26 protein-coding genes and 1 tRNA gene are annotated in these 25,441 nt (G+C 74.3%); 14 read left to right on the plus strand and 13 right to left on the minus strand.

Annotated elements, in window-relative coordinates:
* On the plus strand, window positions 1–1,242 hold the full coding sequence (locus tag H596_RS24810) for a flavin monoamine oxidase family protein (protein WP_051212213.1): 1,242 nt from the start codon (window positions 1–3) through the stop codon (window positions 1,240–1,242).
* Window positions 1,243–1,256: 14 nt separating this feature from the next.
* Here H596_RS24810 and H596_RS0100940 read toward each other — a convergent pair whose 3' ends face one another.
* From H596_RS0100940 to H596_RS0100955, 5 genes are all read right to left on the minus strand, one after another.
* On the minus strand, window positions 1,257–2,234 hold the full coding sequence (locus H596_RS0100940) for a Bug family tripartite tricarboxylate transporter substrate binding protein (protein ID WP_027283294.1): 978 nt from the start codon (window positions 2,232–2,234) through the stop codon (window positions 1,257–1,259).
* A gap of 5 nt (window positions 2,235–2,239) precedes the next feature.
* Window positions 2,240–2,890 carry a Bug family tripartite tricarboxylate transporter substrate binding protein gene (locus H596_RS19480; protein ID WP_211225230.1) on the minus strand — a complete coding sequence of 217 codons (651 nt, stop codon included), beginning with the start codon at window positions 2,888–2,890 and terminating at the stop codon, window positions 2,240–2,242.
* Complete coding sequence (locus H596_RS24815) at window positions 2,833–3,234, minus strand: tripartite tricarboxylate transporter substrate-binding protein (protein WP_211225231.1); 402 nt, start codon at window positions 3,232–3,234, stop codon at window positions 2,833–2,835. The genes H596_RS19480 and H596_RS24815 overlap by 58 nt, the downstream gene beginning before the upstream one ends.
* Window positions 3,235–3,262: 28 nt before the next feature.
* Entirely contained in the window at window positions 3,263–4,948 is a 1,686-nt protein-coding gene (locus tag H596_RS19485; protein WP_051212214.1) for a flavin-containing monooxygenase, read from the minus strand.
* A 150-nt stretch (window positions 4,949–5,098) separates the two neighbouring features.
* Window positions 5,099–6,562 (minus strand): protein adenylyltransferase SelO, encoded by a 1,464-nt coding sequence (locus tag H596_RS0100955; RefSeq protein WP_051212215.1) that lies wholly within the window; start codon window positions 6,560–6,562, stop codon window positions 5,099–5,101.
* 78 nt (window positions 6,563–6,640) lie between these two features.
* Here H596_RS0100955 and H596_RS0100960 point away from each other — a divergent pair, with 78 nt between their 5' ends.
* From H596_RS0100960 to H596_RS0100980, 5 genes are read left to right on the plus strand one after another with little or no spacing between them, the layout of a single operon-like run.
* A complete protein-coding gene (locus tag H596_RS0100960) occupies window positions 6,641–8,107 on the plus strand; it encodes a M81 family metallopeptidase (RefSeq protein WP_027283296.1) in 1,467 nt (488 codons plus the stop codon).
* Between the two features lie 3 nt (window positions 8,108–8,110).
* Window positions 8,111–9,529: a DNA repair protein RadA gene (gene radA / locus H596_RS19490; protein WP_051212217.1), complete on the plus strand. Its 1,419-nt coding sequence runs from the start codon at window positions 8,111–8,113 to the stop codon at window positions 9,527–9,529.
* Window positions 9,530–9,554: 25 nt separating this feature from the next.
* Complete coding sequence (locus H596_RS0100970; protein ID WP_027283297.1) at window positions 9,555–10,115, plus strand: CvpA family protein; 561 nt, start codon at window positions 9,555–9,557, stop codon at window positions 10,113–10,115.
* An 11-nt stretch (window positions 10,116–10,126) separates the two neighbouring features.
* Window positions 10,127–11,578 carry an amidophosphoribosyltransferase gene (gene purF / locus H596_RS0100975; RefSeq protein ID WP_037299470.1) on the plus strand — a complete coding sequence of 484 codons (1,452 nt, stop codon included), beginning with the start codon at window positions 10,127–10,129 and terminating at the stop codon, window positions 11,576–11,578.
* Window positions 11,578–12,282, plus strand: coding sequence for an SDR family NAD(P)-dependent oxidoreductase (locus tag H596_RS0100980; RefSeq protein WP_027283299.1), 705 nt, complete (start codon window positions 11,578–11,580; stop codon window positions 12,280–12,282). The genes purF and H596_RS0100980 overlap by 1 nt, the downstream gene beginning before the upstream one ends.
* A gap of 164 nt (window positions 12,283–12,446) precedes the next feature.
* Here the strand turns inward: H596_RS0100980 and H596_RS0100985 are convergent.
* The 5 genes from H596_RS0100985 to H596_RS19495 all read right to left on the minus strand — a co-directional run bounded on the left by H596_RS0100985 (window position 12,447) and on the right by H596_RS19495 (window position 15,674).
* Window positions 12,447–12,523 (minus strand) — tRNA-Arg (locus tag H596_RS0100985).
* Between the two features lie 48 nt (window positions 12,524–12,571).
* Window positions 12,572–13,810, minus strand: a complete 1,239-nt coding sequence (locus H596_RS0100990; protein WP_156909986.1) for a CaiB/BaiF CoA transferase family protein — start codon at window positions 13,808–13,810, stop codon at window positions 12,572–12,574.
* Complete coding sequence (locus H596_RS0100995) at window positions 13,807–14,553, minus strand: CoA-transferase (RefSeq protein WP_027283301.1); 747 nt, start codon at window positions 14,551–14,553, stop codon at window positions 13,807–13,809. Before H596_RS0100995 ends, H596_RS0100990 begins: the two co-directional genes overlap by 4 nt.
* Entirely contained in the window at window positions 14,550–15,371 is an 822-nt protein-coding gene (locus H596_RS0101000; protein ID WP_027283302.1) for a CoA transferase subunit A, read from the minus strand. The genes H596_RS0100995 and H596_RS0101000 overlap by 4 nt, the downstream gene beginning before the upstream one ends.
* A gap of 63 nt (window positions 15,372–15,434) precedes the next feature.
* On the minus strand, window positions 15,435–15,674 hold the full coding sequence (locus tag H596_RS19495; protein ID WP_037299473.1) for a hypothetical protein: 240 nt from the start codon (window positions 15,672–15,674) through the stop codon (window positions 15,435–15,437).
* Between the two features lie 131 nt (window positions 15,675–15,805).
* Here H596_RS19495 and H596_RS0101010 point away from each other — a divergent pair, with 131 nt between their 5' ends.
* The 3 genes from H596_RS0101010 to H596_RS0101020 all read left to right on the plus strand — a co-directional run bounded on the left by H596_RS0101010 (window position 15,806) and on the right by H596_RS0101020 (window position 18,503).
* The gene (locus H596_RS0101010) at window positions 15,806–16,783 is read left to right on the plus strand and encodes a hypothetical protein (RefSeq protein WP_027283303.1); all 978 of its coding nucleotides are present in this window, start codon (window positions 15,806–15,808) and stop codon (window positions 16,781–16,783) included.
* Window positions 16,784–16,899: 116 nt separating this feature from the next.
* The gene (locus H596_RS19500) at window positions 16,900–17,337 is read left to right on the plus strand and encodes an acyl-CoA thioesterase (RefSeq protein WP_051212218.1); all 438 of its coding nucleotides are present in this window, start codon (window positions 16,900–16,902) and stop codon (window positions 17,335–17,337) included.
* Window positions 17,334–18,503 (plus strand): MFS transporter, encoded by a 1,170-nt coding sequence (locus H596_RS0101020; RefSeq protein ID WP_027283304.1) that lies wholly within the window; start codon window positions 17,334–17,336, stop codon window positions 18,501–18,503. The genes H596_RS19500 and H596_RS0101020 overlap by 4 nt, the downstream gene beginning before the upstream one ends.
* A 183-nt stretch (window positions 18,504–18,686) precedes the next feature.
* Here H596_RS0101020 and ald read toward each other — a convergent pair whose 3' ends face one another.
* Complete coding sequence (gene ald / locus H596_RS0101025; protein WP_027283305.1) at window positions 18,687–19,805, minus strand: alanine dehydrogenase; 1,119 nt, start codon at window positions 19,803–19,805, stop codon at window positions 18,687–18,689.
* A 188-nt stretch (window positions 19,806–19,993) separates the two neighbouring features.
* On the opposite strand from ald, the gene H596_RS0101030 reads away from it, so the two are divergent.
* Window positions 19,994–20,830: a universal stress protein gene (locus H596_RS0101030; protein WP_027283306.1), complete on the plus strand. Its 837-nt coding sequence runs from the start codon at window positions 19,994–19,996 to the stop codon at window positions 20,828–20,830.
* Between the two features lie 21 nt (window positions 20,831–20,851).
* Here H596_RS0101030 and folE read toward each other — a convergent pair whose 3' ends face one another.
* Both folE and H596_RS0101040 read right to left on the minus strand, forming a co-directional pair.
* Window positions 20,852–21,493: a GTP cyclohydrolase I FolE gene (gene folE / locus H596_RS0101035; RefSeq protein ID WP_027283307.1), complete on the minus strand. Its 642-nt coding sequence runs from the start codon at window positions 21,491–21,493 to the stop codon at window positions 20,852–20,854.
* A gap of 123 nt (window positions 21,494–21,616) precedes the next feature.
* Entirely contained in the window at window positions 21,617–23,158 is a 1,542-nt protein-coding gene (locus H596_RS0101040; protein ID WP_027283308.1) for an acetolactate synthase large subunit, read from the minus strand.
* 77 nt (window positions 23,159–23,235) lie between these two features.
* Here H596_RS0101040 and H596_RS0101045 point away from each other — a divergent pair, with 77 nt between their 5' ends.
* The 4 genes from H596_RS0101045 to H596_RS24820 are packed head-to-tail and all read left to right on the plus strand — an operon-like array spanning window position 23,236 to window position 25,425.
* Entirely contained in the window at window positions 23,236–23,724 is a 489-nt protein-coding gene (locus tag H596_RS0101045) for a hypothetical protein (RefSeq protein ID WP_156909987.1), read from the plus strand.
* A gap of 31 nt (window positions 23,725–23,755) precedes the next feature.
* The gene (fdhD, locus tag H596_RS0101050; RefSeq protein ID WP_027283310.1) at window positions 23,756–24,649 is read left to right on the plus strand and encodes a formate dehydrogenase accessory sulfurtransferase FdhD; all 894 of its coding nucleotides are present in this window, start codon (window positions 23,756–23,758) and stop codon (window positions 24,647–24,649) included.
* Window positions 24,646–25,254, plus strand: coding sequence for a molybdenum cofactor guanylyltransferase MobA (mobA, locus tag H596_RS0101055; protein WP_027283311.1), 609 nt, complete (start codon window positions 24,646–24,648; stop codon window positions 25,252–25,254). Before fdhD ends, mobA begins: the two co-directional genes overlap by 4 nt.
* A 45-nt stretch (window positions 25,255–25,299) precedes the next feature.
* Window positions 25,300–25,425: a hypothetical protein gene (locus tag H596_RS24820; protein ID WP_281168357.1), complete on the plus strand. Its 126-nt coding sequence runs from the start codon at window positions 25,300–25,302 to the stop codon at window positions 25,423–25,425.
* The last annotated feature ends 16 nt before the right edge of the window (window positions 25,426–25,441 follow it).

Consider the following 25,441-nt stretch of genomic DNA (forward strand, 5'->3'; position numbering starts at 1 on the left):
ATGGCGCGAAGCGATCCAGAGGTGGAGGTCGCCATCCTCGGCGCGGGGGTGGCGGGCATCGCCGCGGCGCGCGCCCTGGCCGCCGCGGGCCGAGGCTGCGTGGTGCTGGAGGCGAAGGACCGGGTGGGCGGCCGCGCCTTCGCCTGCACCACGCTCGGCGCGGTGTTCGACCATGGCGCGACCTGGCTGCACCAGGCGCGCGAGAACCCGCTCGCCGCGCACATCGGCCCACATGTGGACCATGACACGCTGCGCGAGCGCCACCTGCACCTCGGCGCGCGCTTCGCCACGGCCGAGGAGCTGGCGGAATACTGGCGCGCGCACCAGGCCTTCGAGGCCGCGCTCGCCGCCGCCCCCCTCACGCCCGACCGCGCGGTGAGCGAGGCCGCGCCGCGCGGCGGGCCATGGGAGGCGACCATCGCGCATTGGCTGGGCAGCCAGATCAACGCGGCGGAGCTCTGCCGCATCTCGCTCGAGGATTACGTGAAGACCGGGCTCGAGGGCCCCAACCTGCTGCCGCGCGAGGGGGTGGGCGGGCTGGTGGCGCGGCTGGCGCGGGGGCTGCCGATCCGCCTCGGCCATGCGGTGACGCGGCTCGACTGGCGCGGGCCGGGCGTGGTGCTGGAAGGGCCCTGGGGCGCGCTGCGCGCGCGGCGCGCCATCGTCACCGCCTCGACCGGCGTGCTGGCGGCGGGCGGGCTGCGTTTCGTGCCGGAGCTGCCGCCGGAGGTGGCGGAGGCGATCCATGGCCTGCCCATGGGGCTGCTGACGAAATTCGCCTTCCGCCTGGCGCGCGATGTCGGCGTGGCCCCCTTCCACTCCGCGCGCCGCGCCGTGAGCGCCGAGGCGCCGCAGCCCATGTCCTGGATCATCCGCCCCTTCGGCGAGCCCATCGTGTTCGGCTTCGTCGGCGGCGCGCGCGCATGGGCGCTGCTGCGCGAGGGCCCGGCCGCCACCGAGGCCGCCGCCCGCGCGGATTTCGCCGCCATGTTCGGCGAGGGCGCGCTGGGCGAGGGCCTCGTCACCCGCTGGGGCGATGATCCCTGCTTCCTCGGCAGCTACAGCCATGCGCGGCCGGGCCATCACGCCTCGCGCGCGCTGCTGGCGCGGCCGCTGGGCGAGGGCCGGCTGCTCTTCGCCGGCGAGGCGACGCACAGCCGCTTCGCCGGCACGGTGGCGGGCGCCTGGCTCTCGGGCGAGGCGGCGGGAGGCTTCTGCGCGGCCGATTCACCGCGGAGGTGAGGCCGGCGCGCCCGCTACTCCGTGCGCAGCCCGATCGAGGCGACGATCGGCCGCAACGCGGCCACCTGCGCGTGGACCATCTCCCGGAACTCCGCCGTGCTGTTGCCGCCCGGGTCCGCCCCCAGCTCCTCGATCCGCGCGGCGAGCGGCGGGTGGCGCGCGGCGGCCGCGATCTCGGCCTGCAGCCGCACGATCGCCGCCTCGGGCGTGCGGGCCGGCGCGAAATACCCGTTCCAGCCGAGGAATCCCGCGTTGGGGAAGCCTTGCTCCGCCACCGTCGGGATGTCGGGCAGCATGCGCGAGCGGCTGGTGGAGCGGATGGCGATGGGCCGCAGCGCGCCCGAGCGGATGTGCGGCAGCGAGGAGGAAAGCTGGTCCCCGCCGAAGGGGATGCGCCCGGCCAGCATCTCCTGCACCAGCAGCGAGGCGCCGCGGAAGGGCACATGCTCCATGTCGAAGTTGCCGTCGCGCTTCAGCACCTCGCCCACCAGGTGCCCCGCGCTGCCCGGCCCGGTGGAGCCGTAGAAGGGCGGGCGCGGCTGGGCGCGCGCCCAGGCAATCCACTCCGCGAGGTTCGTCGCCGGCACGGAGGGATGCACGAGCACGACGGTGGGCACCAGCGCGCCGAGGCTGATCGGCGCGAAGTCCCGCTCGATGGAGTGCGGCGCGCGGTTGTTGAACTCCAGCACCGCCGTGGTGGCCGAGAAGGTGGAGTTGTGGAACAGCAGCACCTGCCCGTCGGGCGGGGATTTCGCCACCAGGTCCGCGCCGATGGAGCCGCCGCCGCCGCCGCGGTTCTCCACCAGCATGGGCACGCCCAGCGTCTCGGAGAGGCGCTGCGCGTAGAGGCGGGCGAGGATGTCGGTCGTGCCGCCCGCGGCGAAGGGCACGACGACGCGGATGGGCCCGCTCGGCTGCCAGGCCTGGGCGCGCGCGAGGCCGGGCGCGGCGAGCAGGGCGGAGGCGCCGAGCGCGCGGCGCGAAAGGCGCATCCCGCTCACTCCACCTGCATCCGGAGCGCCTGGACCAGCGGGCGCACCGCGGCGATCTGCGCGTGGACGGAGGCGCCGAACTCCTCGGGGCTGTTGCCGCCGGGCTCCGCGCCGAGTTCGAGGATGCGGCCCGCCACCGCCGGGTGGCGCGCGGCGGCCGCGATTTCCGTGTGCAGCCGCGCCAGCACCGGCGCAGGCGTGCGCGCGGGGGCGAAGAAGCCGTTCCAGCCCAGCAGCTCCGCGTTCGGGAAGCCCTGCTCGCGCACCGTCGGCACCTCGGGCAGCACGCGCGGGCGCTGGCTGGCCAGGGTGGCGATGGGCTTGAGCGCGCCGGAGCGGATGTGCTGCAGCGAGGAGGAGAGCTGGTCGCCCCCGAAGGCGATGCGCCCGGCCAGCATGTCCTGCACCAGCGGCGCGGCGCCGCGGAAGGGCACGTGCTCCATCTGGAACTGGCCGTCGCGCTTCAGGATTTCGCCCACCAGGTTCATCGTGCTGCCGGGCCCGGTGGAGCCGTAGAAGGGCGGCGGGTTCTGCGCCCGCGCCCAGGCGACGAACTCCGTCAGGTTGCGCGCGGGCACCTGCGCGTTCACCAGCAGGATCATCGGCACATTCGCGCCGAGGCTGATCGGCGCGAAATCCCGCTCGATGGAGTGCACGCGCGGTTCACGAACTCGAGCGCGGCCGTGGTGGTCGAGAAGGTGAGGTTGTGGAACAGCAGCGTCTGCCCGTCCGGCGCGGCCTTGGCCACCACATCGGCGCCGATGGAGCCGCCGCCGCCGCCGCGGTTCTCCACCACCACCGAGACGCCCATCGTCTCCGTCATGCGCTGGGCGAAGAGGCGGGCGAGGATGTCGGTCGTGCCGCCGGCGGGGAAGGGCACGACGATGCGGATGGGCCCGCTGGGCTGCCAGGCCTGGGCGCGCAGCGCGGCGGGGGCGGCGAGCGCGCCGAGCCCCGCAAGGGCAAGGCCGCGCAGGCCGATGATGCGGCGGGTGATCATGCTCCGGCGTCTCCTCGCGCAGGCCGGATCATGCGGCGTCCGGCCCATGCGCGGGATTGGGAACCACTCCGCGCCCTGCGTCAATCCGCGCGCTGCGGGCGAGGGCGAAACCCTCGTAGCCCTTCGCCGCCACCTCCTCGCAGAGGGCGCGATAGCGCGCCATGCCGCCGGCATAGGGCATGAAGACGCGCGGCTTGCCCGGCACATTCGCGCCGAGATACCAGGAGCTCGCGGCCATCGGCAGCAGCGTGGCCTGGGCGGCGGCGTTCACCTCCGCCCCCCAGCGGGCCGCCGCCTCCGCCCGCGCCTCGATGCGGTCGAGCCCGCGCGCGCGCATCTCGCGCAGGCAGCGCTCGATCCACTCCACATGCTGCTCGATGGCCACGGGCATGTTGGTCAGCACCGAGGGGCTGCCGGGGCCGGTGACGGTGAACAGGTTGGGAAAGCCCGGCACGGCGAGGCCGAGCCAGCTCCGCGGCCCCTCGCGCCAGGCCTCGGCCAGCGTCAGGCCCTCGCGCCCCGTCAGGTTCAGCCGCAGCAGCGGGCCCGTCAGCGCGTCGAAGCCGGTGGCGAAGACCAGCACGTCCAGCGCGTGCTCGCCCGAGCGCGTCCTCACGCCGCGCGGCGTGATGCGCTCGATGGGATCCTCGCGCAGATCCACGAGCGTGACGTTGGGGCGGTTGAAGGTCTCGAAATAGCCGCTGTCGATGGGCGGGCGCTTGGCGGCGTAGGGGTGGTCGGTGGGGGTGAGCTTCCGCGCCGTCTCCGGGTCCTGCACGATCTCGCGGATCTTGCGGCGGATGAAGTCGGAGGCGGTGTCGTTCGCCGCCTTGTCGGTCAGGATGTCGCGGAAGGTGGCGCGGAACTGCATGCCGCCCCTGGCCCAGGCGGCCTCGTAGAGCGCCTCGCGCTCCGCGGGCTCGACCTCCAGCGCCGACTGGTCGCGCGCAGCGAAGGGGTGGCCGTTGGGTGTCGCGTGCATCACGCGCAGGATTTCGGCGCGGTTCTCGCGCACCCATTGCCGGAACTCGGGCGAGAGCGGGGCGTTGCGCGCGGGCACGCTGTAGTTGGGCGTGCGCTGGAACACGGTGAGATGCGCCGCCTGCTCCGCGATCACCGGCGCGGCCTGGATGCCGGTGGAGCCGGTGCCGATCAGCCCCACGCGGCGGCCCGCGAGCTCCACCCCCTCCCGCGGCCATTCCCCGGTGTGCGCCACCCGGCCCTGGAAGCTCTCCAGCCCCTCGATGGCGGGGATGTTGGCGCTGGAGAGGCAGCCCACCGCGGCGATGAGGAAGCGCGCGGCGTGGCGCTCTCCCTGCTCGGTCGCCACGCGCCAGAGCCCGGCGGCCTCGTCCCAGCGCGCCTCGGTGACGCGCCGGCCCAGGCGGATGTCGCGCCGCAGGTCGAGACGGTCCGCCACCCAGTTCAGGTAGCGGCGGATTTCCTCATGGCCGGGGTAGCGCTCGGTCCATTCCCACTCGCGCCACAGCTCCTCGGAGAAGGCGTAGCAGTAGGAGTGGCTCTCGCTGTCGCAGCGCGCGCCGGGATAGCGGTTCCAGTGCCAGGTGCCGCCCACGCCATCGGCCGCCTCCAGCACGGTGACGGAAAGCCCGAGCCGGTCGCGCAGCGCGTGCAGCGCGTAGAGGCCGGAGAAGCCCGCGCCGATGACCAGCACGTCCTGCTCCCCGCCGGCCGGCATGCTCCCTTCTGGCATGGCCCGTTCCCCCTTCCTGTGTGGGACCGGGATGCTAGAGCGGTTTCCGGACGACCGGAAACCGCTCTCGCCGCGTCATTCCGAGCAGATTCACGCCATGGCGGATTCCAGCCATGGGCGATCTGCTCTCGCAGGCGCGCGCGCCCCCTGTCAGGTGCCGCAGAAGGTGACGTAGGGCGCCCCGCCCGGCGGCGGCGGGGCGGCGTAGCGCGGCGGCGGCGTCTCGAAGGGCCGGCGCAGCACGGCGAGCAGCGCGTCGAAGGGCGCGAGATCCTCGCGCTCCACCGCGGCCGAGAGCGCCTCCTCCACCAGATGGTTGCGCGGGATGACGGCGGGGTTGGCGCGGCGCAGCGCCGCCGCCTTCTCCGCGGCCGGGCCCGGCTCGCGCGCCAGCCGCGCGCGCCAGTCGCCCAGCCAGTCGCCCAGCGGGGCCAGCGCCTCGGGCGCGGCGCCTTCGGCCGCATCGGCCAGGGCGCGGAAGCTCGCGGTGAAGTCGAGCCGCGCCTCGGCCATGCGCGCGAGCAGCGCGGCGACCAGCGCGTCGTCGCCCTCCTCGGCCGTGGCGAGGCCGAGCTTGGCGCGCAGGCCCTGGGCGTAGGCGGCCTCGAACAGGGCGGGGAAACGGCCGATGGCCGCGCGCGCCCATTCCAGCGCGGCGTCCTCGCGCGCGTCGAAGAGCGGCAGCAGCGCCTCGGCGAGGCGGGCGAGGTTCCAGGCGATGATGCGCGGCTGCGCGCCATAGGCGTAGCGGCCATAATGGTCGATGGAGCTGAACACCGTCGCGGGGTCGTAGGCGTCCATGAAGGCGCAGGGGCCGTAGTCGATGGTCTCGCCGCTGATGGTGGTGTTGTCGGTGTTCATCACGCCATGGATGAAGCCCACCAGCATCCAGCGCGCCACCAGCGCCGCCTGCCGGGCCATCACCCCCTCGAAGAAGGCGCGATAAGGCTGCGGCGCCTCCGCCGCGGCGGGGTCGTGCCGGGCGATGGCGTGGTCGGCCAGCAGGCGCAGCGCCTCGGCGTCGCCGCGCGCGGCGAAATACTGGAAGCTGCCCACCCGGATGTGGCTCGCCGCCACCCGCGCCAGCACCGCCCCGGGCAGGGGCGTCTCGCGGAACACCGGCTCGCCGGTGGCGACGGCGGCGAGGCTGCGGGTGGTGGGGATGCCCAGCGCGTGCATCGCCTCGCTGATCAGGTATTCGCGCAGCACCGGGCCCAGCGCCGCCCGCCCATCCGCCCCGCGCGAGAAGGGGGTGCGGCCCGCGCCCTTGAGCTGCAGGTCCCGCCGCGCGCCGTCCGGGCCGATGAGCTCGCCCAGCAGGATGGCCCGCCCGTCGCCGAGCCGCGGGGTGAAGCCGCCGAACTGGTGCCCCGCATAGGCCATGGCGATGGGCTGCGCATCCTCGGGCAGGGCGTTGCCGGCGAGGATGGCCACCCCGGCCTCGCTGGCGAGCAGGGCGGGGTCGAGCCCCAGCTCCTCCGCCAGCGGCGCGTTGAGGCGCAACAGCCGCGGCGCCGCCACCGGGGTGGGCGCCACGCGGGCGTGGAAACGCTCCGGCAGGCGGGCGTAGCTGTGATCGAGGCCGAGGCGCAGGCCGGCGAGGCTGTCGGGCATCGGCCTCAGATCGAGCGCGCGGGGCCGCGCCGCAAGGGGCGGGTTGCGCGGCGCGGCCGCTGCCGCCATCACGGCGCCATGCCGAGGATCGCCGTCGCCCGCCTCTGGTTCGAAGGCAACAGCTTCGCCCCCGCGCCCACGCCGCTCCCGGCCTTCCAGGGCCGCGAATGGGTGGCGGGGCCCGAGGCGCTGGCGCGCTATCGCGGCACGGCCACGGAGCTCGGCGCGCTGGACGCCTTCCTGGCCGCGCGCCCGCAGTGGCGGGCCACGGTGCTGCGCTGCGCCGCCGCCCAGCCCGGCGGGCCGATGACCGACGCCGCCTTCGCCACCTGGATGGAGGAGGTGGAGGAGGGGCTGGCGCGCGGCGGCTTCGAGGGCTGCTACCTCTCCCTGCACGGCGCCTGCGTCACCGAGAGCGACCCGGAGGCCGACCTCACCATCATCCGCCGCGTGCGCGCCGCGCTCGGGCCCGATGCGAAGCTGGTGGCGAGCTTCGACTTCCACGGCAACGTCTCGCCGCAGATGATCGGGCTGCTCGACGGCGCCTCGGTCTATCGCACCTATCCGCATGTGGACATGGACGCCGCCGCGGCCCGGGCGCTGGCGCTGCTGGAGCGCGCGCTGGCCGGCCGCCCCGTCCATGGCGCGCTGGCGAAGCTGCCCATGGTGCTGCACAGCTTCCACATGCGCCACGAGGCCGGCCCCATGGCCGAGGTCTGGGCCGAGGCGGCGGCGGCGGAAACCCCGCCCATCCTCGACGCCTCGCTGTTCGGCGGCTTCGCCTGGGGGGATTCGCCCTGGGCCGGCCCCTCGGCGATGGTCTGGGCGGAGGAGCACGCGGCGGCGCGCGCCCTGGCGCGGCGGCTCGCGGAGGCCATCGCCGCGCGCCGCGCGCGCTTCGCCGTCTCGCTGCCCCCGCCCGAGGCGGCGCTGGAGGCGGCGCTGGCCGCCCCGCCCGGCCTCGTCGCGCTGCTCGACCCGGCGGACAACCCGCTCTCCGGCGGCGCGGCGGACACGCCCGGGCTGCTGCGCGCGCTGGTGGCGCGCGCGCCCGATGTCGAGACGGTGTTCTGCTTCCTGCACGACCCGGACGCCGTGCAGGCCGCCCAGGCGGCCGGGCCGGGCGGGGCCTTCGCGCGGCCGCTGGGCGGGCGCACCACGCCCGATTTCGGCCCGCCCGTGCCCTTCGAGGGCCGGGTGGAGGCGCTCACCCAGGGGCGCTTCCTCAACACCGGGCCCATGGAGCACGGCGCGCCGGTGGATTTCGGCCCCACCGCCGTGATCCGCCGCGGCCGGCTGCGCGTGGTGCTGACCTCGCGCAAGGAGGCGGTGGTGGACCCCGCCTTCTTCGCCCTGCATGGCATCGCGCTCGACGAGGTGCGGCTGCTGGCGAACAAGGCGAAGAACCATTTCCGCGCCGCCTTCGCCGGGCGCTGCAGCGCCATCATCGAGTGCGACGCGCCGGGGCCCGCGGCGCTCGACCTCGCCGCCCTGCCCTTCCGCCATGTGCCGATGGCCTGGCGCGCCGCGCCGGCCGGGGCCTGAGCCATGGCGAAGGACCGCGTGCGCTACGTCTGCCAGTCCTGCGGGGCGGCGCATCCCAAGTGGCAGGGCCGCTGCGATGGCTGCGGCGAGTGGAACACGCTGGTGGAGGAGGCGGCGCGCCAGGGCCCCGGCCCCGCCGCCAAGGCCCCGCCCGGCAAGGGCATCGAGATCCTGAGCCTCGCCGGGGAGGGCGCGCCCCCGCCGCGCCACCGCACCGGCATCGCCGAGCTCGACCGCGTGCTGGGGGGCGGCTTCGTGCCGGCCTCGGCGGTGCTGGTGGGGGGCGATCCGGGCATCGGCAAATCCACCCTGCTGCTGCAGGCCGCCGCCCGCATGGCCGAGGCCGGGCGGCGCGTGCTCTACATCTCGGGCGAGGAGGCGGTGGCGCAGGTGCGGCTGCGCGCGCAGCGGCTCGGGCTCACCGCCTCGCCCATGGGCCTCGCCTCCGCCGGCGCGCTGCGCGACATCGCGGCCACGCTGGAGGCCGAGCGCGGCGCCGCGCTGGTGGTGATCGATTCCATCCAGACCCTCTGGCTCGACACGCTGGATTCCGCCCCCGGCACGGTGGCCCAGGTGCGCGCCTGCGCGGCGGAGCTGATCCGGCTGGCCAAGTCGCGCGGCTTCGCGCTGGTGCTGGTCGGCCATGTGACGAAGGAGGGCACGCTGGCCGGCCCCCGCGTGCTGGAGCACATGGTGGACGCCACCCTCTACTTCGAGGGCGACCGCGGCCACCAGTTCCGCATCCTGCGCGCCGTGAAGAACCGCTTCGGCGCGACCGACGAGATCGGCGTCTTCGAGATGACCGAGGGGGGCCTGATGGAGGTGCCCAACCCCTCGGCGCTCTTCCTCGCCGAGCGGCGGGGCAACATCTCGGGCAGCGCGGTCTTCGCGGGGCTGGAGGGCACGCGGCCCGTGCTGGTGGAGGTGCAGGCGCTGCTCTCCCCCTCCTCCGGCGGCTCGCCCCGGCGGCAGGTGGTGGGCTGGGACGGGGGGCGGCTGGCCATGCTGCTCGCCGTGCTGGAGGCGCGCTGCGGCCTGACCTTCGCCCAGGCCGACGTGTACCTGAACATCGCCGGCGGGCTGCGCATCAACGAGCCCGCGGCGGACCTCGCCGTGGCCGCGGCCCTCGTCTCCGCCATGACCGACCGGCCGACCGAGGCGGATGCGGTGTATTTCGGCGAGGTCGGCCTCTCCGGCGAGGTGCGCCAGGTGGCGCAGGCCGAGCAGCGGCTGCGCGAGGCGCAGAAGCTCGGCTTCGGCCGGGCGGTGCTGCCGCGCCGCGTGGCGCGCGGGAACAAGCCGCCCCCGGCCATCGAGGGGCTGCGCCTCGTCGAGATCGGCCACCTCGCGGATCTGGTGGCGCCCTTCGCGGCGGCCACGGTGCGGCGGCGCGGCCCGGCCGCGAAGGGTGACGCCCCCTGACGCCCCCGCTATACCGCGCCGCACCATGACCTGGGTCGATGGCGTCCTGCTCTTCGTGATGGTGGTCTCCGCCATCCTGGCCTTCCTGCGCGGCTTCGTGCGGGAGGTGCTGGGCATCGGCGCCTGGATCGGCGCGGCGCTGGCGGCCTTCTGGCTGGAGCAGCCCGTCTCGGCCGTGATCGAGGGGGTGATCGAGCCGCGCTGGCTGTCCGAGGCGCTGGTGATCGGCGGGCTCTTCCTCGCCATCCTCGTCGTGCTCAAGCTGCTGATCCACGCGCTGGCCGGGCGGGTGCAGCAGAGCGCGCTGGGCGGGGTGGACCGCTCGCTCGGCGCGCTGTTCGGCCTGGCGCGCGGGGCGGTGATCGGCATGCTGGCCTATGTGCTGGCCGGGCTCCTCTTCCCCGCGGTGGACCAGTGGCCCGAGCCGGTGCGCGAGGCGCGCGCCCTGCCCCATGTGGTGGACGGCGCGCGCTGGCTTGTGGAGCTGCTGCCGGAGGAGTATCGCCCCCGCATCGCCGCCCCCCCCGAGCGGCGCCTGCCCACGCAGGAAGACCTGCTGCGCCCCCCCGCGCGCAGCCGAAGCTGAAGGCCCATCGCATGGCGCTGCCCTGGTCCGACGACGACAGGTTCCACGAGGAATGCGGCGTCTTCGGCGTCTGGAACGGCAAGGACGCCGCGGCGCTCACCGCGCTCGGCCTGCACGCGCTGCAGCACCGCGGGCAGGAGGCCTCGGGCATCGTCAGCCTCGACGAGGGCGGGCTGTTCCACGCCCACAAGGGGCTGGGGCTGGTGGGCGACATCTTCGGCGACGCCAAGGTGATCTCCGCCCTGCCCGGCCGCGCCGCGGTGGGACACAACCGCTACGCCACCACGGGCGAGACGGCGCTGCGCAACGTCCAGCCCCTCTACGCCGATTTCGAGTTCGGCGGCTTCGCGGTGGCGCACAACGGCAACCTCACCAACGCGGGGCAGCTCCGCCGGGCGCTGGTGCGGCGGGGCTGCCTGTTCCAGTCCACCACGGATTCCGAGGTGTTCATCCACCTCATCGCCATCAGCCTCTACGCGACCGTGGTGGACCGGCTGATCGACGCGCTGAAGCAGGTGCAGGGCGCCTACAGCCTGGTGGCGCTGCACAACGGCGCGCTGATCGGCGCGCGCGATCCGCTGGGCGTGCGCCCGCTGGTGCTGGGGCGGCTGCACGAGGGCTGGGTGCTCGCCTCCGAGACCTGCGCGCTCGACATCGTGGGCGCGGAGTTCGTGCGCGACATCGAGGCGGGCGAGATCGTCGTGATCGACGATGCGGGCATCCGCAGCCTCAAGCCCTTCCAGCCCGCGCCGCCACGCTTCTGCATCTTCGAGTACATCTACTTCGCCCGCCCCGATTCCGTCGTGGAGGGCACGCCCGTCTACGAGAGCCGCAAGCGCATCGGCGCGGAGCTCGCGCGCGAAAGCCATGTGCCGGCCGATGTGGTGGTGCCCGTGCCCGATTCCGGCGTGCCGGCCGCGATGGGCTACGCCGCCGAGGCCGGCGTGCCCTTCGAGCTCGGCATCATCCGCAACCACTATGTGGGCCGCACCTTCATCGAGCCGACGGACCAGATCCGCCACCTCGGCGTCAAGCTCAAGCACAGCGCGAACCGCGCGATGATCGAGGGCAAGCGCGTGGTGCTGGTGGACGATTCCATCGTGCGCGGCACCACCTCGAAGAAGATCGTGGAGATGGTGCGCAACGCCGGCGCGGCGGAGGTGCACATGCGCGTCTCCTCGCCGCCCACCACCCATTCCTGCTTCTACGGGATCGACACGCCCGAGCGCGAGCAGCTCCTCGCCGCGCAGCACGACCTCGCGGCCATGGCGCGGCTGATCGGCGTGGACAGCCTGGCCTTCATCTCGCTCGACGGGCTGTATCGCGCGCTGGGCAAGCCGGGCCGCGACGACCTCAGCCCCGCCTATTGCGACGCCTGCTTCACCGGCGCCTACGCCATCCCGCTCACCGACCGCACGGACAACACCGACACGCGGCCGAGCCTGCTCAAGGCCTCGCTCTGATGCAGGGGCCGCTTGCGGGGCAGGTCGCCCTGGTCACCGGCGCCTCGCGCGGGATCGGGCGCGCCGCGGCCATCGCCCTCGCCGCGCGGGGGGCGCATGTGGTGCTCACCGCGCGCACCCAGGGCGGGCTCGAGGAGGCGGACGACGCGATCCGCGCCCTTGGCGGCAGCGCCACCCTCCTGCCGCTCGACCTGATGAAGGAGGCCGAGCAGATCGACGCGATCGGCCCCTCCATCGTGGAGCGTTTCGGCCGGCTGGACATGCTGCTGCACGCCGCAGGCGTGCTCGCGAAGCTCACGCCCGCCGCGCACATCATGCCGAAGGACTGGGCGGAGAGCGTGGCCGTCAACGCCTCCGCCCTGTGGCGGCTGATCCGGAGCTGCGACCCGCCGCTGCGCGCCGCGCCCGCCGGGCGGGCGCTGATCGTCACCGACGCGATGGCCGAGACGCCCACCGCCTATTGGGGCCTCTACGCCGCGCCCAAGGCGGCGGCGGCCCATCTGGCGCTGTGCTGGGCGGCGGAGGTGGCGCGCACGCCGCTTCGCGTCGCGCTGGCCGATCCGGGGCCGGTGCGCTCGCGGCTGCGCGCCATCGCCTTCCCGGGCGAGCCGCCCGAGGCGCTGCGCACGGCCGATTCCGCCGGCGAGGCGCTGGCCGAGGCGCTGGCGCGGGGCTTCGACAACGGGGCGCGGCTCAGGGTGTGATTCGGGCGGCGGCTACGCCGGCCAGCCCAGGCAAGGAGTCGTCCGGCAAGAACAGTGGGCGGCGATCCGGTGCGGCTGTCAGGCGTCCGGATGCTGGATGGCATCTTTTCCGGAAGACGGGCCTTCGGACCTGGGTGGGAGTGGCCGGAAACCCTTGAAAAACTTGGCGGACCCGGCGCGATTCGAACGCACGACCTTTGCCTTCGGAGGGCAACGCTCTATCCAGCTGAGCTACGGGTCCGTCAGGGCCGTAGATACCCCGCCGCCCGCGCGGCGGGAAGCCCCGAAACTACCTCCGCCGCGCCTCCACCAGCACCCCCGCCTCCTCCAGCCGCGCGATCTCGGCCTCGGAGAACCCCTTGGCCGCCAGCGCGCTGCGCGTGTGCTCGGCGAAGCGCGGCGGCGCGGCGCGGGTTCCCCCCGGCGTGCGCGAGAGCTTGATGGGCGTGCCCAGCCCCACGAAGCCGTCCTTCTCGGTGATCATCGCGCGATGGGCGGTGTGCGGCTGGGCCATCGCCTCGTCCACATGCAGCACGGGGCCGGCGGGCAGCCCGGCGGCGAGCATGCGCCGGCACAGCTCATGCCCGTCCTCCTCCGCGAAGCGCGCGTCGAGGATTTCCGTCAGCGCCGCGCGGTTGACCACGCGCTGGCCGTTGGTGGCGAAGCGCGGGTCGCGCGCCACCTCGTCGAGGCCGAGGAAGGCGCAGAACTTCCGGAAGGTCGGGTCATTGCCGCAGCCGACGAAGATCTCGCAGGTCCGCGTGCGGAACTTCGCGTAGGGCGCGAGGTTGGGATGCGGGTTGCCGGTGGCCACCGGCCGCTTGCCGCCCAGGAAGTAGTTGGCCGCATGCGGGTGCAGCAGCGCCATGCCGCAATCGTGCAGCGTCATGTCGCAATACTGGCCGCGGCCCGACCGCTCGCGCTCGTAGAGCGCCATCAGGATGGCGATGGCCGAATAGAGCCCGGTGGCGAGGTCCACGATGGGGGTGCCGAGCCGCGTGGGGCCGGAATCCTCGGTGCCGTTGATGGACATCAGCCCCACCATCGCCTGCACGATGGCGTCATAGCCCGGGAAGCCGCCGAGCGGGCCGTCCGCGCCGAAGCCCGAGACGCGGCAATGGATCAGGCGTGGGAAGCGCTTCGAGAGCACCTCCTCGTAGCCGAGCCCCCATTTCTCCATGCTGCCGGGCTTGAAGTTCTCGATCAGCACATCCGCGCCGTCCAGCAGGCGCAGCAGCACCTCGCGCCCCTCGGGCCGCGAGAGATCGAGCCCCACCGACTGCTTGTTGCGGTTGACGCCGAGGAAGTAGCTCGCATCCCCGTTCGCGTCGAAGGGCGGGCCCCAGTCGCGCACCTCGTCGCCCTGCGGGGGTTCGAGCTTGATCACCTCCGCGCCATGGTCGGAGAGGATCATGGTGCAGTAGGGCCCGCCCAGCACGCGCGTCAGGTCCACCACGCGCAGCCCGGCCAGGGCGCCGGGGCCGGTGGCGAGGGCGCGGCCCTCGGTCATCGGGATCGCGTCGGTCATGCAGCCGCCTTCCGCCCGAACACGCGGGCGCAGAACTCGGGATAGGTTTCCAGCATCTCGTCGCAGACCGCGCCGCGCAGCAGCGCCAGCTCGGCCTCGGTCGGCGCGGGGGTTTCGGGCACCTCGCCCTCCACGTCGAAGGCGAAGCCCGTCATCGCCCGCACGCTCTCCACGCTCTCTCCCGGATGCACGGAGGCGAGGGAGAAGCGCGCACGCTCCGGGTGGAAGCGGAAGACGCAGCGCCCCGTCACCAGCGCCTGGGCGTGGCCGCGGCGGAACACGCCCGGCTCGCTCACGCCGGGGGCGGAGATGTGCGCCACCCGCTCCACCAGCACGCGGGGCGAATGCTCCTCGCGGAACAGGATGGTGCGCCCGGCCATGTAGTACATGAAGGCCGAGCCGAAGCTGCCCGGGAAGCGCACCGCCATGCCGGGCCACTCACCGGTGCCGATCAGGTTCAGGTTCGCCTGCCCGTCGATCTCGCCGCCGCCAAGGAAGAACAGGTCCACCCGGCCCTGGCCCGTCAGGTCGAACAGCTCGCGCGAGCCCTCGGTGAAGGGGTTGCCCGTGCGCTTGTGCAGCAGGGAGAGGCGGAGCGGATCGCCCTGCTTCACGCAGAGCCAGCAGGCCGCGGCCGGGATGGGCGAGGCGGCGCCCACCGCGATGTGGCGCGTCGGCGCCTCGCGGATCAGCCGCGCGATGGTGGTGGCGAGCAGCTCCTCGGGCTTGAACATCGCGCTCATTCCGCGGCCACCGCGCGCCCGTCGAAGACATGGCGCGCGCACCATTCGGCGAAGCCCGCCTCGGTGCGGGCGGCGCGCGCGTAGTCCAGCACATGGGCCGTGTCGAAGCCGTATTCGTCGAGCAGCGCGGCCGGCTGCGCGCCCCGCTCGGCGATGGCCACCGCCTCGACATAGGTGGCGCTGATGGCGCCGGGGCAGAGGCGCTCATCCTCCAGGAAATTGCCCTCCACCACGCGCTCGACGGTGACGAGCACGCGGCGGCTGGCATGCGCCAGCGTGGCGCATTCGCGCCGCCGCCCCACCCAGACATTGCCCGCGCTGTCGGCCATCACGGCGTGGAAGGCCGCCACATCGGGCTGCAGGGCGGGCAGCAGGGCGATCTTCTCGCCGGTGCCGAAGGGGCTTTCCACCACCTTCCAGTCCGGCCGGTGGGCCAGGATGTCGCTGCCGATCAGCCCGCGCAGCGGCATGAAGGGCACGCCCTTCTCGGCCGCCTGCAGCATGGTGTGCATGGCGGGGCAGGTGGCGTCGCGGATGCGGATGCGCCCTTCCTTCAGCGCGGCGGTGAAACGGGGCGCGAAGCCCGCCTCGCCCAGCGTCACCGCGCTCGTCTCCACCTCGGCCACGCAGCCCGCGCCGATCAGGATGTCGGTCGCGAAGCCCGAGATGGGCACGCCGATCAGCCGAAGCCCCTTCGCGCCGCGGCGGATCAGCGCCTTGGCGAGCGCCACGGAGGGCAGCGAGTTGTCGGGCGGCAGCGCGAGGCTCGCGCCATCCGGGATGGAGGCGGCCATGGCCTCCAGGCTGATCGGGGTCATCGGTGCATCCCTCCCGCCGGCATGCTTACGCCCGAAGCGGGGGCGAGGCGAGGGGGCGGCCCGTCAGAAGGGCTCGGCGCGGTCGGCGCGCAGCAGCCGGGCGAAGCCGGCCTTCTGGCGCTCATGGCCCGTCACCGCATCGGCCAGCGCGTCGAGCCAGCCGGCGAACCAGGCCTTCCCCCAGTTGCCGGTCTGCGCCATCGGGTTCTCCAGCACCGAGGCGCCGGCATAGAAGGCCTGGCGGCCGGCCGCATAGGCGTCGTCGGTGACAAACTCGTCCTCGGGGTCCACGTCCTCGGGCACCGTCGGGCTCCTGGCTGTCGGCGCGGCCGCATCGCCGCCCGTCTCATATAGAGAGCATGGCGCGACCGCGACAGCGCCACCCTGGCGAAGGCTTAACCCTGTCTTCATGCGGCACGCGCCAGATGAGACGCGTGAGCCTGCCCGACCCCGCCCTGTTCGACCCCGTCCGCTTCCCCGGCGAGACCGAGGAGGAACCCTGGCCGCCGCCCGCCTTCGACTTCGACGCCCCCTGGCTCAACGACCCGCAACTCGGCTTCGAGCGCGGCCCCGACGGGCAGATCGTCTTCGTGCGGCGCTGCGATGCGGTGCGCCTCGTCCTCGATGTGGAGACGGCCCATTCCGCCCTCGACCTCGCCCCCGGCAGCCGGGATTTCCGCCTGCTGCGGCTGATCCCCTCGGCGCTGCGCCTGGTCGAGGTGGTGGCCCCGCGCGACCCGGTGCCCCCCACCCTGCGGGGCGAACCGCCGCCCCCGCCGCGCGAGCATCACCTCTATGCCGCCACCACCGCCCTGGTCGGCGCGCTGGAGCGCGATTCCGGGCCCGCCAGCGAGGCCTTCATGGCCGCGCTGCGCCGCATCCCCCCCGGCCCCCAGATGTTCGAGATGGCCGCGGCGCGCTGCGTCACCGACGGGCGGCTGGAGCTGGAGCGCGTGGCCCGGCTCGCGCGCTCGCTGCAGCGGCTTGCGCGCGCCCATGCCAGCGTGCTGGCCGCCCACGCCGAGCAGCCCGACTATGCGGGCATGGAGCGCATGGTGCACGCCACCGCCCGCGTGCTGCTGCGCGATGCCGGCTGGTCGGGCGATCTGCTCGGCCTCGCGGTGCGTCAGGCCTGCCCGCTCTCCGCCGTCCCGCGCGAGACGGCGGAGGCGCTGCGCCGCGCCGCGGCGGCGGAGCTCGAGGGGCAATCCAGCTTCGCCGCCGTGGAGGCGCTGGTGCAGCGCCAGGCGCAGCTCCGCGACCGGCTGGTGGACCTCGGCCTGTTCTGGCGGCGCCTCGCCGCCGCCTGGGCCAGCGTCCATCCCGAAACCACCGACCGGCGCGAGGTGGACGCGCTGTGCCGCAACCTCATCCGCCGGCTCCAGCTCAAGAGCCTCTACGCCCCGCCCTGACGGGGCGGCCGGAGAGGCCGCCCGCGTCATCCCGGCGGCCGCTGGCATGCGCCGCCCCGGGGGTGGATGCCGCGCCGCTTTTCGGCCAGCCTCCCGCCAAAGCAGGAGGGCGCGGCATGACGGGTTCGATGCCGGACGAGTTCGGCGTGGAGGGGGATTGGACCATCGCGCGGCGGCATGTCGTCCGCTGGGCGGAATGCGACCTCTACGGCCATGTGAACCACGCCGCCTACCTCGTCATGTTCGAGGATCTGCGCATCGAGCACTGGCTCTCGCTCGGCCAGGCGCTGCGGCCGGACGCGCCGGGGCCCGTGGTGGCCAAGCTGGAGGCGCGCTACCACCGCTCCATCGGCTTCCTGGACGAGGTGCTGCTGACGCTGCGCGTGCCGAGCCTGCGCCGCACCAGCTTCGTCCATGAATACGCGGTGTGGCGGAAGGGGCTCGTCTTCTCCTGCACCGCGCTGCTGGTCTGCGCGCAGGACGGCGCGAGCCTTCCCATCCCCGACGAGGCGCGCCGCCTGATGGTGGAGCGCGACGGCGCGCGCCAGGCGTGAGCGCCCCGCGCAAGAGCCTTCACCTCGCGCTTCTGACCGCCGCGGTGGGGCTCGCGCCCGCCGTGTGGTTCGCCGGCGCGGCCACGGTACCGCCCCTGCTGGCCGCGGGGGCCGTGAGCCCCGGCCAGGCGGGATGGCTGACGGCGGCGGTGCAGCTCGGCTTCGTGGCGGGGACGCTGGCCTCGGCGCTGCTCTCCCTGGCCGACAGGCTGCCGGCGCGGCGGCTCTTCCTCGCCTCCGCGCTGCTGGCGGGGGCGGCCACCGCGGCGCAGGCCTTCCTGCCCCCCGCCGGGGCGGCGGCCTATGCGTTGCGCTTCCTGGCGGGCGCGGCCATGGCGGGCGTCTATCCCGTGGGGATGAAGCTCGCCTCGGGCTGGGCGAAGGGGGATCTGGGGCTGCTGATCGGGCTCGTTGTGGGCGCGCTCACCCTCGGCTCGGCCGCGCCGCACGCGCTGCCCGCGCTGCTGGGCAGCCTGGAACCGCGCGCCGTCTATCTCTGGGCCGGGGCGCTGGCGGCGCTGGGGGGGCTGCTGATCCTGCCCTTCCGCGAGGGGCCGCAGCCCACCCGCCGCCCGCCCTTCGACCCGCGCCACGCCCTGCTGGCGCTGCGCGACCGGCGGCTGCGGCTCGCCAACCTCGGCTATCTCGGCCACATGTGGGAGCTCTACGCCATGTGGGCCTGGATCGGCCTGTTCCTGGCCGCACAGGGCGTGCCGGGCGAGGCGGGGGTCTGGACCACGCTGGTGGTGGGGGCGGGGGCCATCGGCTGCGTGGGCCTCGGCCTGCTGGCGGACCGTTTCAACCGCGCCCGCATGGCCGCCGCCGCGATGCTGGCGAGCGGGAGCTGCGCGCTGCTGCTGGGCGCCTCGGCGGGGCTGTTCCTGCCGCTGACGCTGGCGCTCGCCTTCCTCTGGGGCGTCACGGTCGTGGCGGATTCGGCGCAGTTCAGCGCCTGCACCACGCTCTGCGCCCCGCCGGAGCTGACGGGCACCATGCTCACGGTGCAGACCTGCGCGGGCTTCCTGCTGACGGTGCCGGTGATCCAGCTCATGGGCTGGGCGGTGCCGGCGCTGGGCTGGGGCGGGGCCTTCGCGCTGCTCGCGGCGGGGCCGCTGCTCGGCGCGCTGGCCATGTGGCGCCTCGCGCCGCTGCTGCCGCCGCGGTGATGGGGCGGGCCCTGGCCCCGCTCATACCAGCGGCCGCTGATTTCGACTCCTGAGGAGCCGGTGCGGCCGCTGGTATGTCTTTGTTTTGGCACGCCGCCGCCCCACCGGGTCCCAACGCGGCTTGCCGCGTTGGGTGGTGGCAACCCGGCGTGCGAGACACGTCCGGCGTAGCCGCCGCCCGTATCACCCAGCCAGCGCCTGCTCGAGCGGCAGCGCCGCCTCTCCCAGCGCCGCCGCCACGGCGGGATGCACCACGCGCCCCGCATGCACGTTGACGCCGCGCGCCAGATGCGGGTCCGCCGCCGCCGCCGCGCGCCAGCCATGGTCGGCGAGCGCGAGGACGAAGGGCAGGGTGGCGTTGTTCAGCGCCACCGCCGAGGTGCGCGCCACCGCGCCCGGCATGTTGGTGACGCAGTAGTGCACCACCCCCTCCTCCACATAGGTCGGGTCGGCATGGGTGGTGGGGCGGGAGGTCTCGACGCAGCCGCCCTGGTCTATCGCCACATCCACGATCACGCTGCCCGGGCGCATCCGGCGCACCAGCTCGCGCGGGACGAGGCGCGGGGCCTCCGCCCCCGGCACGAGCACCGCGCCGATCAGCAGATCGGCCTCCAGCACCGCGCGCTCGATGGAATCGCGGGTGGCGAAGAGCGTGTCCACCATGCCGCCGAACTCGATGTCCAGCGCGCGCAGCGCGGCGGGGGCGCGGTCCAGCACCGTCACGCGCGCGCGCATGCCATGGGCGATGCGCGCGGCGTTCGCCCCCACCACCCCGCCGCCGAGGATCGCCACCCGCGCCGGGGGCGCGCCCGGCACGCCGCCAAGCAGCACGCCCGCCCCGCCCATTTCCTTCTCCAGACAGCGCGCGCCGACCTGCACGGCCATGCGCCCGGCCACCTCGCTCATCGGCGCGAGCAGCGGCAGGCCGCCGCGCGCGTCCGTCACCGTCTCGTAGGCGATGGCGGTGGCGCCGCTCTCCATCAGCCCGCGCGCCTGGGCCGGATCGGGCGCGAGGTGAAGATAGGCGAAGAGCACCTGGCCCGGCCGCAGCCGCGCCCATTCCCGGGGCTGCGGCTCCTTCACCTTCACCAGCAGCTCCGCGGCGGCGAAGACCTCGGCGGCGTCGGCGGTGATGGCGGCGCCGGCGGCGCGATAGGCCGCGTCCTCGAAGCCGATGGCCGCGCCGGCCCCGCTCTCCACCAGCACCTCATGCCCGTGCGCGACCAGCTCCCGCACCGCGGCGGGCACGAGGCCCACGCGGTATTCGTGCACCTTCACCTCGCGCGGAACGCCCACGCGCATCGCCACCCTCCCTTCTTCGCGAATCCGGCTGAGAACCGCATGTCCGCCGCCCGGGCGCCTTGCGCCGGCGCAAGGCGGGGCGCAGGGTGCGGGGCCACACTGGACGATGACGCGATCCCGGCCGGCCTCGGCCCCCGCCGCGCCCGGCGGCGCAGGACGAGGCGGCGCATGAAAGGACATGGCCGCCCATGGGCGTGAAGGACATCCTGGTGCATCTCGACGGCGCCGCGCCGGGGCCGCGGCTCGCGCTCGCGGCCGATCTGGCGCAGCGGCTCGGCGCACATCTGGCCGGGCTTTTCGTGGTGGACGTGCCGCTGCCCGTCATCGCGGCCGCGGATGGCGGCGGGGGGCTCGCCCTCGCCTCCCTGCTCGAGGAGCTTCGCGCGGAGGAGCTGGCGAAGGCCGCGCGCGGGCGCGAGGCCTTCGAGGCGGCGCTGGGCCCTCTCGGCCTCGCCGGGGAATGGCGGCAGGAGGAGGGCGCGGCCCTCGGCATCCTGCCCCGCCACGCCCGCCACGCCGATCTTCTGGTGATGGGCCAGCCCCACCCCGGGGAGGCGGCGGCGATGGCGCTGCTGGAGGCGACCCTCTTCGCCAGCGGCCGGCCCCTTCTGCTCGTCCCCCATGCCGGCGCGCCCGCCCGCACGGGCCGCCGCGTGCTGATCGGCTGGAACGCCAGCCGCGAGGCCGCCCGCGCCCTGCACGACGCCCTGCCCCTGATGGCCGGCGCCGAGGCGGTGACCGTGCTCGTCGCCAACCCCGAGGACACGCCCGGCGCGCATGGCGAGCAGCCGGGCGCGGACATCGCGCGCCACCTGGCGCGGCACGGGCTGCCGGTGGCGGTGGAGGTGGTGACGAATCGCGAGCTCGGCGCGGGCGAGCTGCTGCTGAACGCCGCCGCGGACCTCGGCGCGGATCTCCTGGTGATGGGCGGCTACGGCCATTCCCGCCTGCGCGAATGGGTGCTGGGCGGCGCGACCCGCACCCTGCTGCGCGAGGCCACGCTGCCGGTGCTCATGTCCCATTGATACGGCCGGCGGCCGCCCGGATCAGCCCTCCAGCACCCCGCGCGAGCCGCCGATCATCGCCAGGAACTCGCGCCGGGTGGCGTCATTGGTCCGGAAGGCCCCCAGCATGCGCGAGGTGACCATGGACACGCCCGGCTTGTGGATGCCGCGCGTGGTCATGCACTGGTGCGCCGCCTCGATCACCACCGCGACGCCCTTGGGCTTGAGCACGCTCTCGATGGTGTTGGCGATCTGCGCCGTCAGCTTCTCCTGGATCTGCAGCCGCTTCGCATAGGCCTCGACGACGCGCGCGAGCTTGGAGATGCCCACCACGCGCCCGTTGGGCAGATAGGCGACATGGGCGCGGCCGATGATGGGCACCATGTGGTGCTCGCAATGGCTCTCCAGCCGGATGTCGCGCAGCACCACCATCTCGTCGTAGCCGTCCGTCTCCTCGAAGGAGCGGGCGAGCATCTCGACCGGGTCCGTCGCGTAGCCGGCGAAGAACTCCTCATAGGCGCGCACCACCCGGGCGGGCGTGTCCGCCAGCCCCTCGCGGTCCGGGTCGTCGCCGGCCCAGAGCAGCAGGGTGCGGACGGCGGCCTCGGCCTCCTCGCGGGTCGGGCGCGGCAGGGCGCTGGCCGTCGGCTCCGCGGGCTGGGTCTTGGGCACCTGGATGTTCATGACGCGGTGGGTTCCTCGGTTCGGGCGCGCCCCCCTGGCGGGGCGCGCCGTCAATGGCGAGTCGGCAGATGGGGCGATGTCGGGGGCGCGCAAGCGTGCCCCGCGAGAATCCCCTCCCGCGCGTCAAATCACCAGCTCGATCAGGAAGGGCGCGGGGCGGGCGAAGCTCTGGGTCATCAGGTCGCCCACCTCCTCGAGCGTGGTGGCCGTCGCGGCCTCCACCCCCAGGGCGCGGGCGAGCTGCGCCCAGCCGATGTCGGGGTTGCCCAGATCCATCATGTCGAGCGCCGTCCGCCCCGGGTTGGCCCCCACATTGCGGTATTCGCCCAGCAGGATCTGGTATTTCCGGTTGGAGAGAATGAGGGTGGTGACCGGCAGCCGCTCGCGCGCCTGGGTCCAGAGCGCCTGCACCGTGTACATGGCGCTGCCATCGGCCTGCAGGTTCAGCACGCGCCGCCCGCCGCCGCCGATGGCCGCGCCCGTGGCCAGCGGCAGGCCGCAGCCGATGGCGCCGCCCGTGATCTGCAGCCAGTCATGCGGGGGCGTGGCGTGGGTGGCGGGGAAGAAGCCGCGGCCGTAGCTCACGGATTCGTCCACCACGATGCACTCCTCCGGCATCAGCGCGCCGACCAGCCGCGCCAGCCCCTCGGGCGAGGGCGCGCCGCGCGGCGCCTCGGGGCGCGGGCCGGCGTCGGGCATCGCCGCCTTCGGCGCGCCCAGCTCCTCGGCCAGGGCGCGCAGTGCGGCCTCGGCGTCCTGCTCGGGGCGCGTCAGCACCGTCACGCTCGCGTGCTCCGGGTAGTGCTTGGAGGGCATGTTCGGATAGGCGAAGAAGCCGATGGGCGCCTTGGCGCCGACGAGGATGAGGTGCTCCACCTCCTTCAGCCGCTCGATCGCCACATCGGCCGGATAGGGCACGCGCTCGAGCTGCAGCCGGCCGCGGCCGCGCTGGAAGCGGCTGTTGGAGGTCTCGGCCAGCAGCTTCGCCCCGGTGTGGGCCGCGATGCGGTTCGCCTCGATCTGCGCGCCTTCGGTCAGCGCCATGGCCCCGCCCAGCAGCACCAGCACGTTCTTCTTCTCGCGGAGCACGCGCGCGCAGGCGCGGATGGCGTGCATCTCCGCCTGGGGGGTGGCGGGCACGGGCAGCGGCTCGGCCACCACCCCGCCCTCGTCCCAGCAGGTGTCGGAGGGGAGGACGAGGGTCGCGATCTGCCCCGGCGCGGTGCGCGCGGCCTGCACCGCCACCGCCGCATCCGCCCCCACCTCCCGCGCGCGCGCCGAGGTGCGGACCCAGTGCGAGACGCCGCGCGCCCAGCCCTCCGTGTCGGCCGTCAGCGGCGCGTCATAGGGGCGGTGATAGGTGGCCTGGTCGCCCACGCAGTTCACGATGCCCGAACGCGCGCGCCGGGCGTTGTGCAGGTTGGCCAGGCCGTTGGCGAGGCCCGGGCCGCAATGCAGCAGCGTCACCGCGGGCTTGCGCGTCATGCGCCAGTAGCCGTCGGCGCAGCCGGTCACCACATTCTCCTGCAGGCCCAGCACGCAGCGCATGCCGGGAATCCGGTCCAGCGCGGCGACGAAATGCATCTCGCTGGTGCCGGGGTTGGAGAAGCACACCTCCACCCCGCTCTTGAGAAGGGTGTGGACCAGGCTTTCGGCGCCGTTCACGGGATCGTCCCTCGCATGTCTTTACGCGGGCGGGAGCCTGGGCCGAAGATCGCGCCCCGGCAAGACAGGGGCGGGCGATGCGTCATCCTCTCGTTAAGGTGGGCGTGCTCGGCTTCGCCTGCGGGGCGCTGGCCTTCGCCGCCTTCCACCAGGGCACGCAGCATGTGCTGCACAACTACGCGCAGAACTGGCCCGCCCTGGCCGGGGCGCTCGGCCCCATGCCGGGCCCAGGCTGGAACCTCGCGCCGGTCGCCGCGCCGGCGCTCGCCGGGTTCGGCATCCCCGTGCTGGCGGCGCAGCTCCTCTGGGGCGGCGCCTGGGGCGTGCTCATCGCGGCGCTGATCCGCTGGGCGCATCTGCCCGATCTGCTGACCGGCGCGCTGGCGGGCGGGCTGGGCGCCACCCTCGCCGTCAGCCTCGGCCCCCTCGCGCCCGAGGGGCTGGAGCCGGCGCTGGACGCACACAGCCTGCTGCGCTGCCTGGTGCTGAACGGCGGTTTCGGCTTCGGCGCGGCGCTCTTGATGCGCCCCTTCGGCATCCAGCGCCCCGTCCGCCGCGGGCATTGAGCGGCCGCGCCGCGCGCGCCATATCGCGCGCATGGACCTGACCGAGCTGCGCGTCGCCCCCGACCCCGCCGACCCGCGCCTGACGCGGCGGGTCGCCGGCCTCGACGAGGCCGGCCGCCCCGTCGAGACCAGCGTGACGATGGAGCGCCCGCTGACGCTCTACCTGAACGGGCAGGAGATCGTGACGATGATGACGATCCTCGACCGGCCCGAGGATCTCGCCGTCGGCTATCTGCTCAACCAGGGCATGCTGCGCGCCGAGGACCGCCTGACCGCGGTGGACTACGACGAGGATCTCGGCGTCGTCGTCGTCCGCACGGAGGCGCGCACGGATTTCGAGGAGAAGCTGCGCAAGAAGACGCTGACCAGCGGCTGCGCCCAGGGCACCGCCTTCGGCGACCTGATGGAGGGCTTCGCGCAGGTGCGGCTGGACCCCGAGGCGCGGCTGCGCACCAGCGACCTCTACCGGCTGCTGCACCGGATCAACACCATCCCCTCGCTCTACCTCGAGGCGGGGGCGATCCATGGCTGCGCCCTGTGCCGCGCCGACCAGCCCATCGTTTACATGGAGGATGTCGGCCGCCACAACGCGGTGGACAAGATCGCGGGCTGGATGTTCCGCGAGGGCGTCTCCGGCGCGGACAAGCTGTTCTACACCACCGGGCGCCTCACCTCCGAGATGGTGATCAAGACGGTGCGGATGGGCATTCCCATCCTGCTCTCGCGCTCGGGCTTCACCGCCTGGGGGGTGGATCTGGCGCGCGAGGCGAACCTGACGCTGATCGGCCGCGCCAAGGGCAAGCGCTTCACCGTGCTGGCCGGCGAATCCCGCCTGATCTTCGACGCCGACACCCGCTATGTGCCGGAGGAGAGCGCTAAGCACTGGCGCAAGAACAGCGCCGAGGCGCTGGACGCCGGCGCATGAGGGATCTCACCCAGGGCGTGGTGCTGGCCGGCGGCCTGGCGCGCCGCATGGGCGGGGGCGACAAGCCGCTGCGCCTTCTGGGCGGGCGGCCGATGCTCGATCACGTGCTCGCGCGGCTCGCGCCGCAGGTGGCCGCCGTGGCGCTCAACGCCAATGGCGAGGCGGCGCGCTTCGCCGCCTATGGGCTGCCCGTCTGGCCCGACACGCTGCCCGGCCACCCGGGGCCGCTGGCGGGCATCCTCGCGGCCATGGAGGCCTCGCCCCTGCCCTGGGTGGTGACGGTGCCGGGCGATTCCCCCTTCCTGCCGCGCGACCTCGTGGCGCGGCTGCACGCGGCGCGCGAGGCGGCGCGCACGCCGCTGGCCTGCGCCGCCTCGGGCGGCTTCGCCCACCCGCCCATCGCGCTCTGGCCCACCGCGCTGGCGGCCGACCTGCGCGCGGCCATCGCCGCCGGCGAGCGCAAGATCGACCGCTGGACGGCCCGGCACGGCGTGGCCCTGGCGGAATGGCCCACCGCGCCGCATGATCCCTTCTTCAACGCCAACACGCCCGAGGAACTGGCCGAGGCCGAGGCGATCTTGCGCGCGGACGCCATTTGGCCGTAACCCTCCGCCCAGGGTTGGGTCAGTCAAGGCCAAAGGGAGGCCCGCATGAAGGCCATCATCACCGGGATCATCGCCGCCGCCGCCGTCGCCGCCGCCGCCGCCTTCGTCCTGGACACGCGCGTGCAGCAGACGGCCGACCAGCGCTTCCAGACCGCGGGCGTGCGGCTCTGATCTCCGGCCGGCGCGG

Source organism: Rubritepida flocculans DSM 14296 (assembly GCF_000425365.1).
In the GTDB taxonomy this organism is placed as follows: Bacteria; Pseudomonadota; Alphaproteobacteria; order Acetobacterales; family Acetobacteraceae; genus Roseococcus; species Roseococcus flocculans.

What these genes read in the sequence shown, in the direction of transcription:
- H596_RS24810 (WP_051212213.1), top strand. Translation starts at nt 1, where the DNA reads ATGGCGCGAAGCGATCCAGAGGTGGAGGTCGCCATCCTCGGCGCGGGG.
- H596_RS0100940 (WP_027283294.1), bottom strand. Translation starts at nt 2,234, where the DNA reads ATGCGCCTTTCGCGCCGCGCGCTCGGCGCCTCCGCCCTGCTCGCCGCG.
- H596_RS24815 (WP_211225231.1), bottom strand. Translation starts at nt 3,234, where the DNA reads ATGATCACCCGCCGCATCATCGGCCTGCGCGGCCTTGCCCTTGCGGGG.
- H596_RS19485 (WP_051212214.1), bottom strand. Translation starts at nt 4,948, where the DNA reads ATGCCAGAAGGGAGCATGCCGGCCGGCGGGGAGCAGGACGTGCTGGTC.
- H596_RS0100955 (WP_051212215.1), bottom strand. Translation starts at nt 6,562, where the DNA reads ATGCCCGACAGCCTCGCCGGCCTGCGCCTCGGCCTCGATCACAGCTAC.
- H596_RS0100960 (WP_027283296.1), top strand. Translation starts at nt 6,641, where the DNA reads ATGCCGAGGATCGCCGTCGCCCGCCTCTGGTTCGAAGGCAACAGCTTC.
- radA (WP_051212217.1), top strand. Translation starts at nt 8,111, where the DNA reads ATGGCGAAGGACCGCGTGCGCTACGTCTGCCAGTCCTGCGGGGCGGCG.
- H596_RS0100970 (WP_027283297.1), top strand. Translation starts at nt 9,555, where the DNA reads ATGACCTGGGTCGATGGCGTCCTGCTCTTCGTGATGGTGGTCTCCGCC.
- purF (WP_037299470.1), top strand. Translation starts at nt 10,127, where the DNA reads ATGGCGCTGCCCTGGTCCGACGACGACAGGTTCCACGAGGAATGCGGC.
- H596_RS0100980 (WP_027283299.1), top strand. Translation starts at nt 11,578, where the DNA reads ATGCAGGGGCCGCTTGCGGGGCAGGTCGCCCTGGTCACCGGCGCCTCG.
- H596_RS0100990 (WP_156909986.1), bottom strand. Translation starts at nt 13,810, where the DNA reads ATGACCGACGCGATCCCGATGACCGAGGGCCGCGCCCTCGCCACCGGC.
- H596_RS0100995 (WP_027283301.1), bottom strand. Translation starts at nt 14,553, where the DNA reads ATGAGCGCGATGTTCAAGCCCGAGGAGCTGCTCGCCACCACCATCGCG.
- H596_RS0101000 (WP_027283302.1), bottom strand. Translation starts at nt 15,371, where the DNA reads ATGACCCCGATCAGCCTGGAGGCCATGGCCGCCTCCATCCCGGATGGC.
- H596_RS19500 (WP_051212218.1), top strand. Translation starts at nt 16,900, where the DNA reads ATGACGGGTTCGATGCCGGACGAGTTCGGCGTGGAGGGGGATTGGACC.
- ald (WP_027283305.1), bottom strand. Translation starts at nt 19,805, where the DNA reads ATGCGCGTGGGCGTTCCGCGCGAGGTGAAGGTGCACGAATACCGCGTG.
- H596_RS0101030 (WP_027283306.1), top strand. Translation starts at nt 19,994, where the DNA reads ATGGGCGTGAAGGACATCCTGGTGCATCTCGACGGCGCCGCGCCGGGG.
- folE (WP_027283307.1), bottom strand. Translation starts at nt 21,493, where the DNA reads ATGAACATCCAGGTGCCCAAGACCCAGCCCGCGGAGCCGACGGCCAGC.
- H596_RS0101045 (WP_156909987.1), top strand. Translation starts at nt 23,236, where the DNA reads ATGCGTCATCCTCTCGTTAAGGTGGGCGTGCTCGGCTTCGCCTGCGGG.
- fdhD (WP_027283310.1), top strand. Translation starts at nt 23,756, where the DNA reads ATGGACCTGACCGAGCTGCGCGTCGCCCCCGACCCCGCCGACCCGCGC.
- mobA (WP_027283311.1), top strand. Translation starts at nt 24,646, where the DNA reads ATGAGGGATCTCACCCAGGGCGTGGTGCTGGCCGGCGGCCTGGCGCGC.
- H596_RS24820 (WP_281168357.1), top strand. Translation starts at nt 25,300, where the DNA reads ATGAAGGCCATCATCACCGGGATCATCGCCGCCGCCGCCGTCGCCGCC.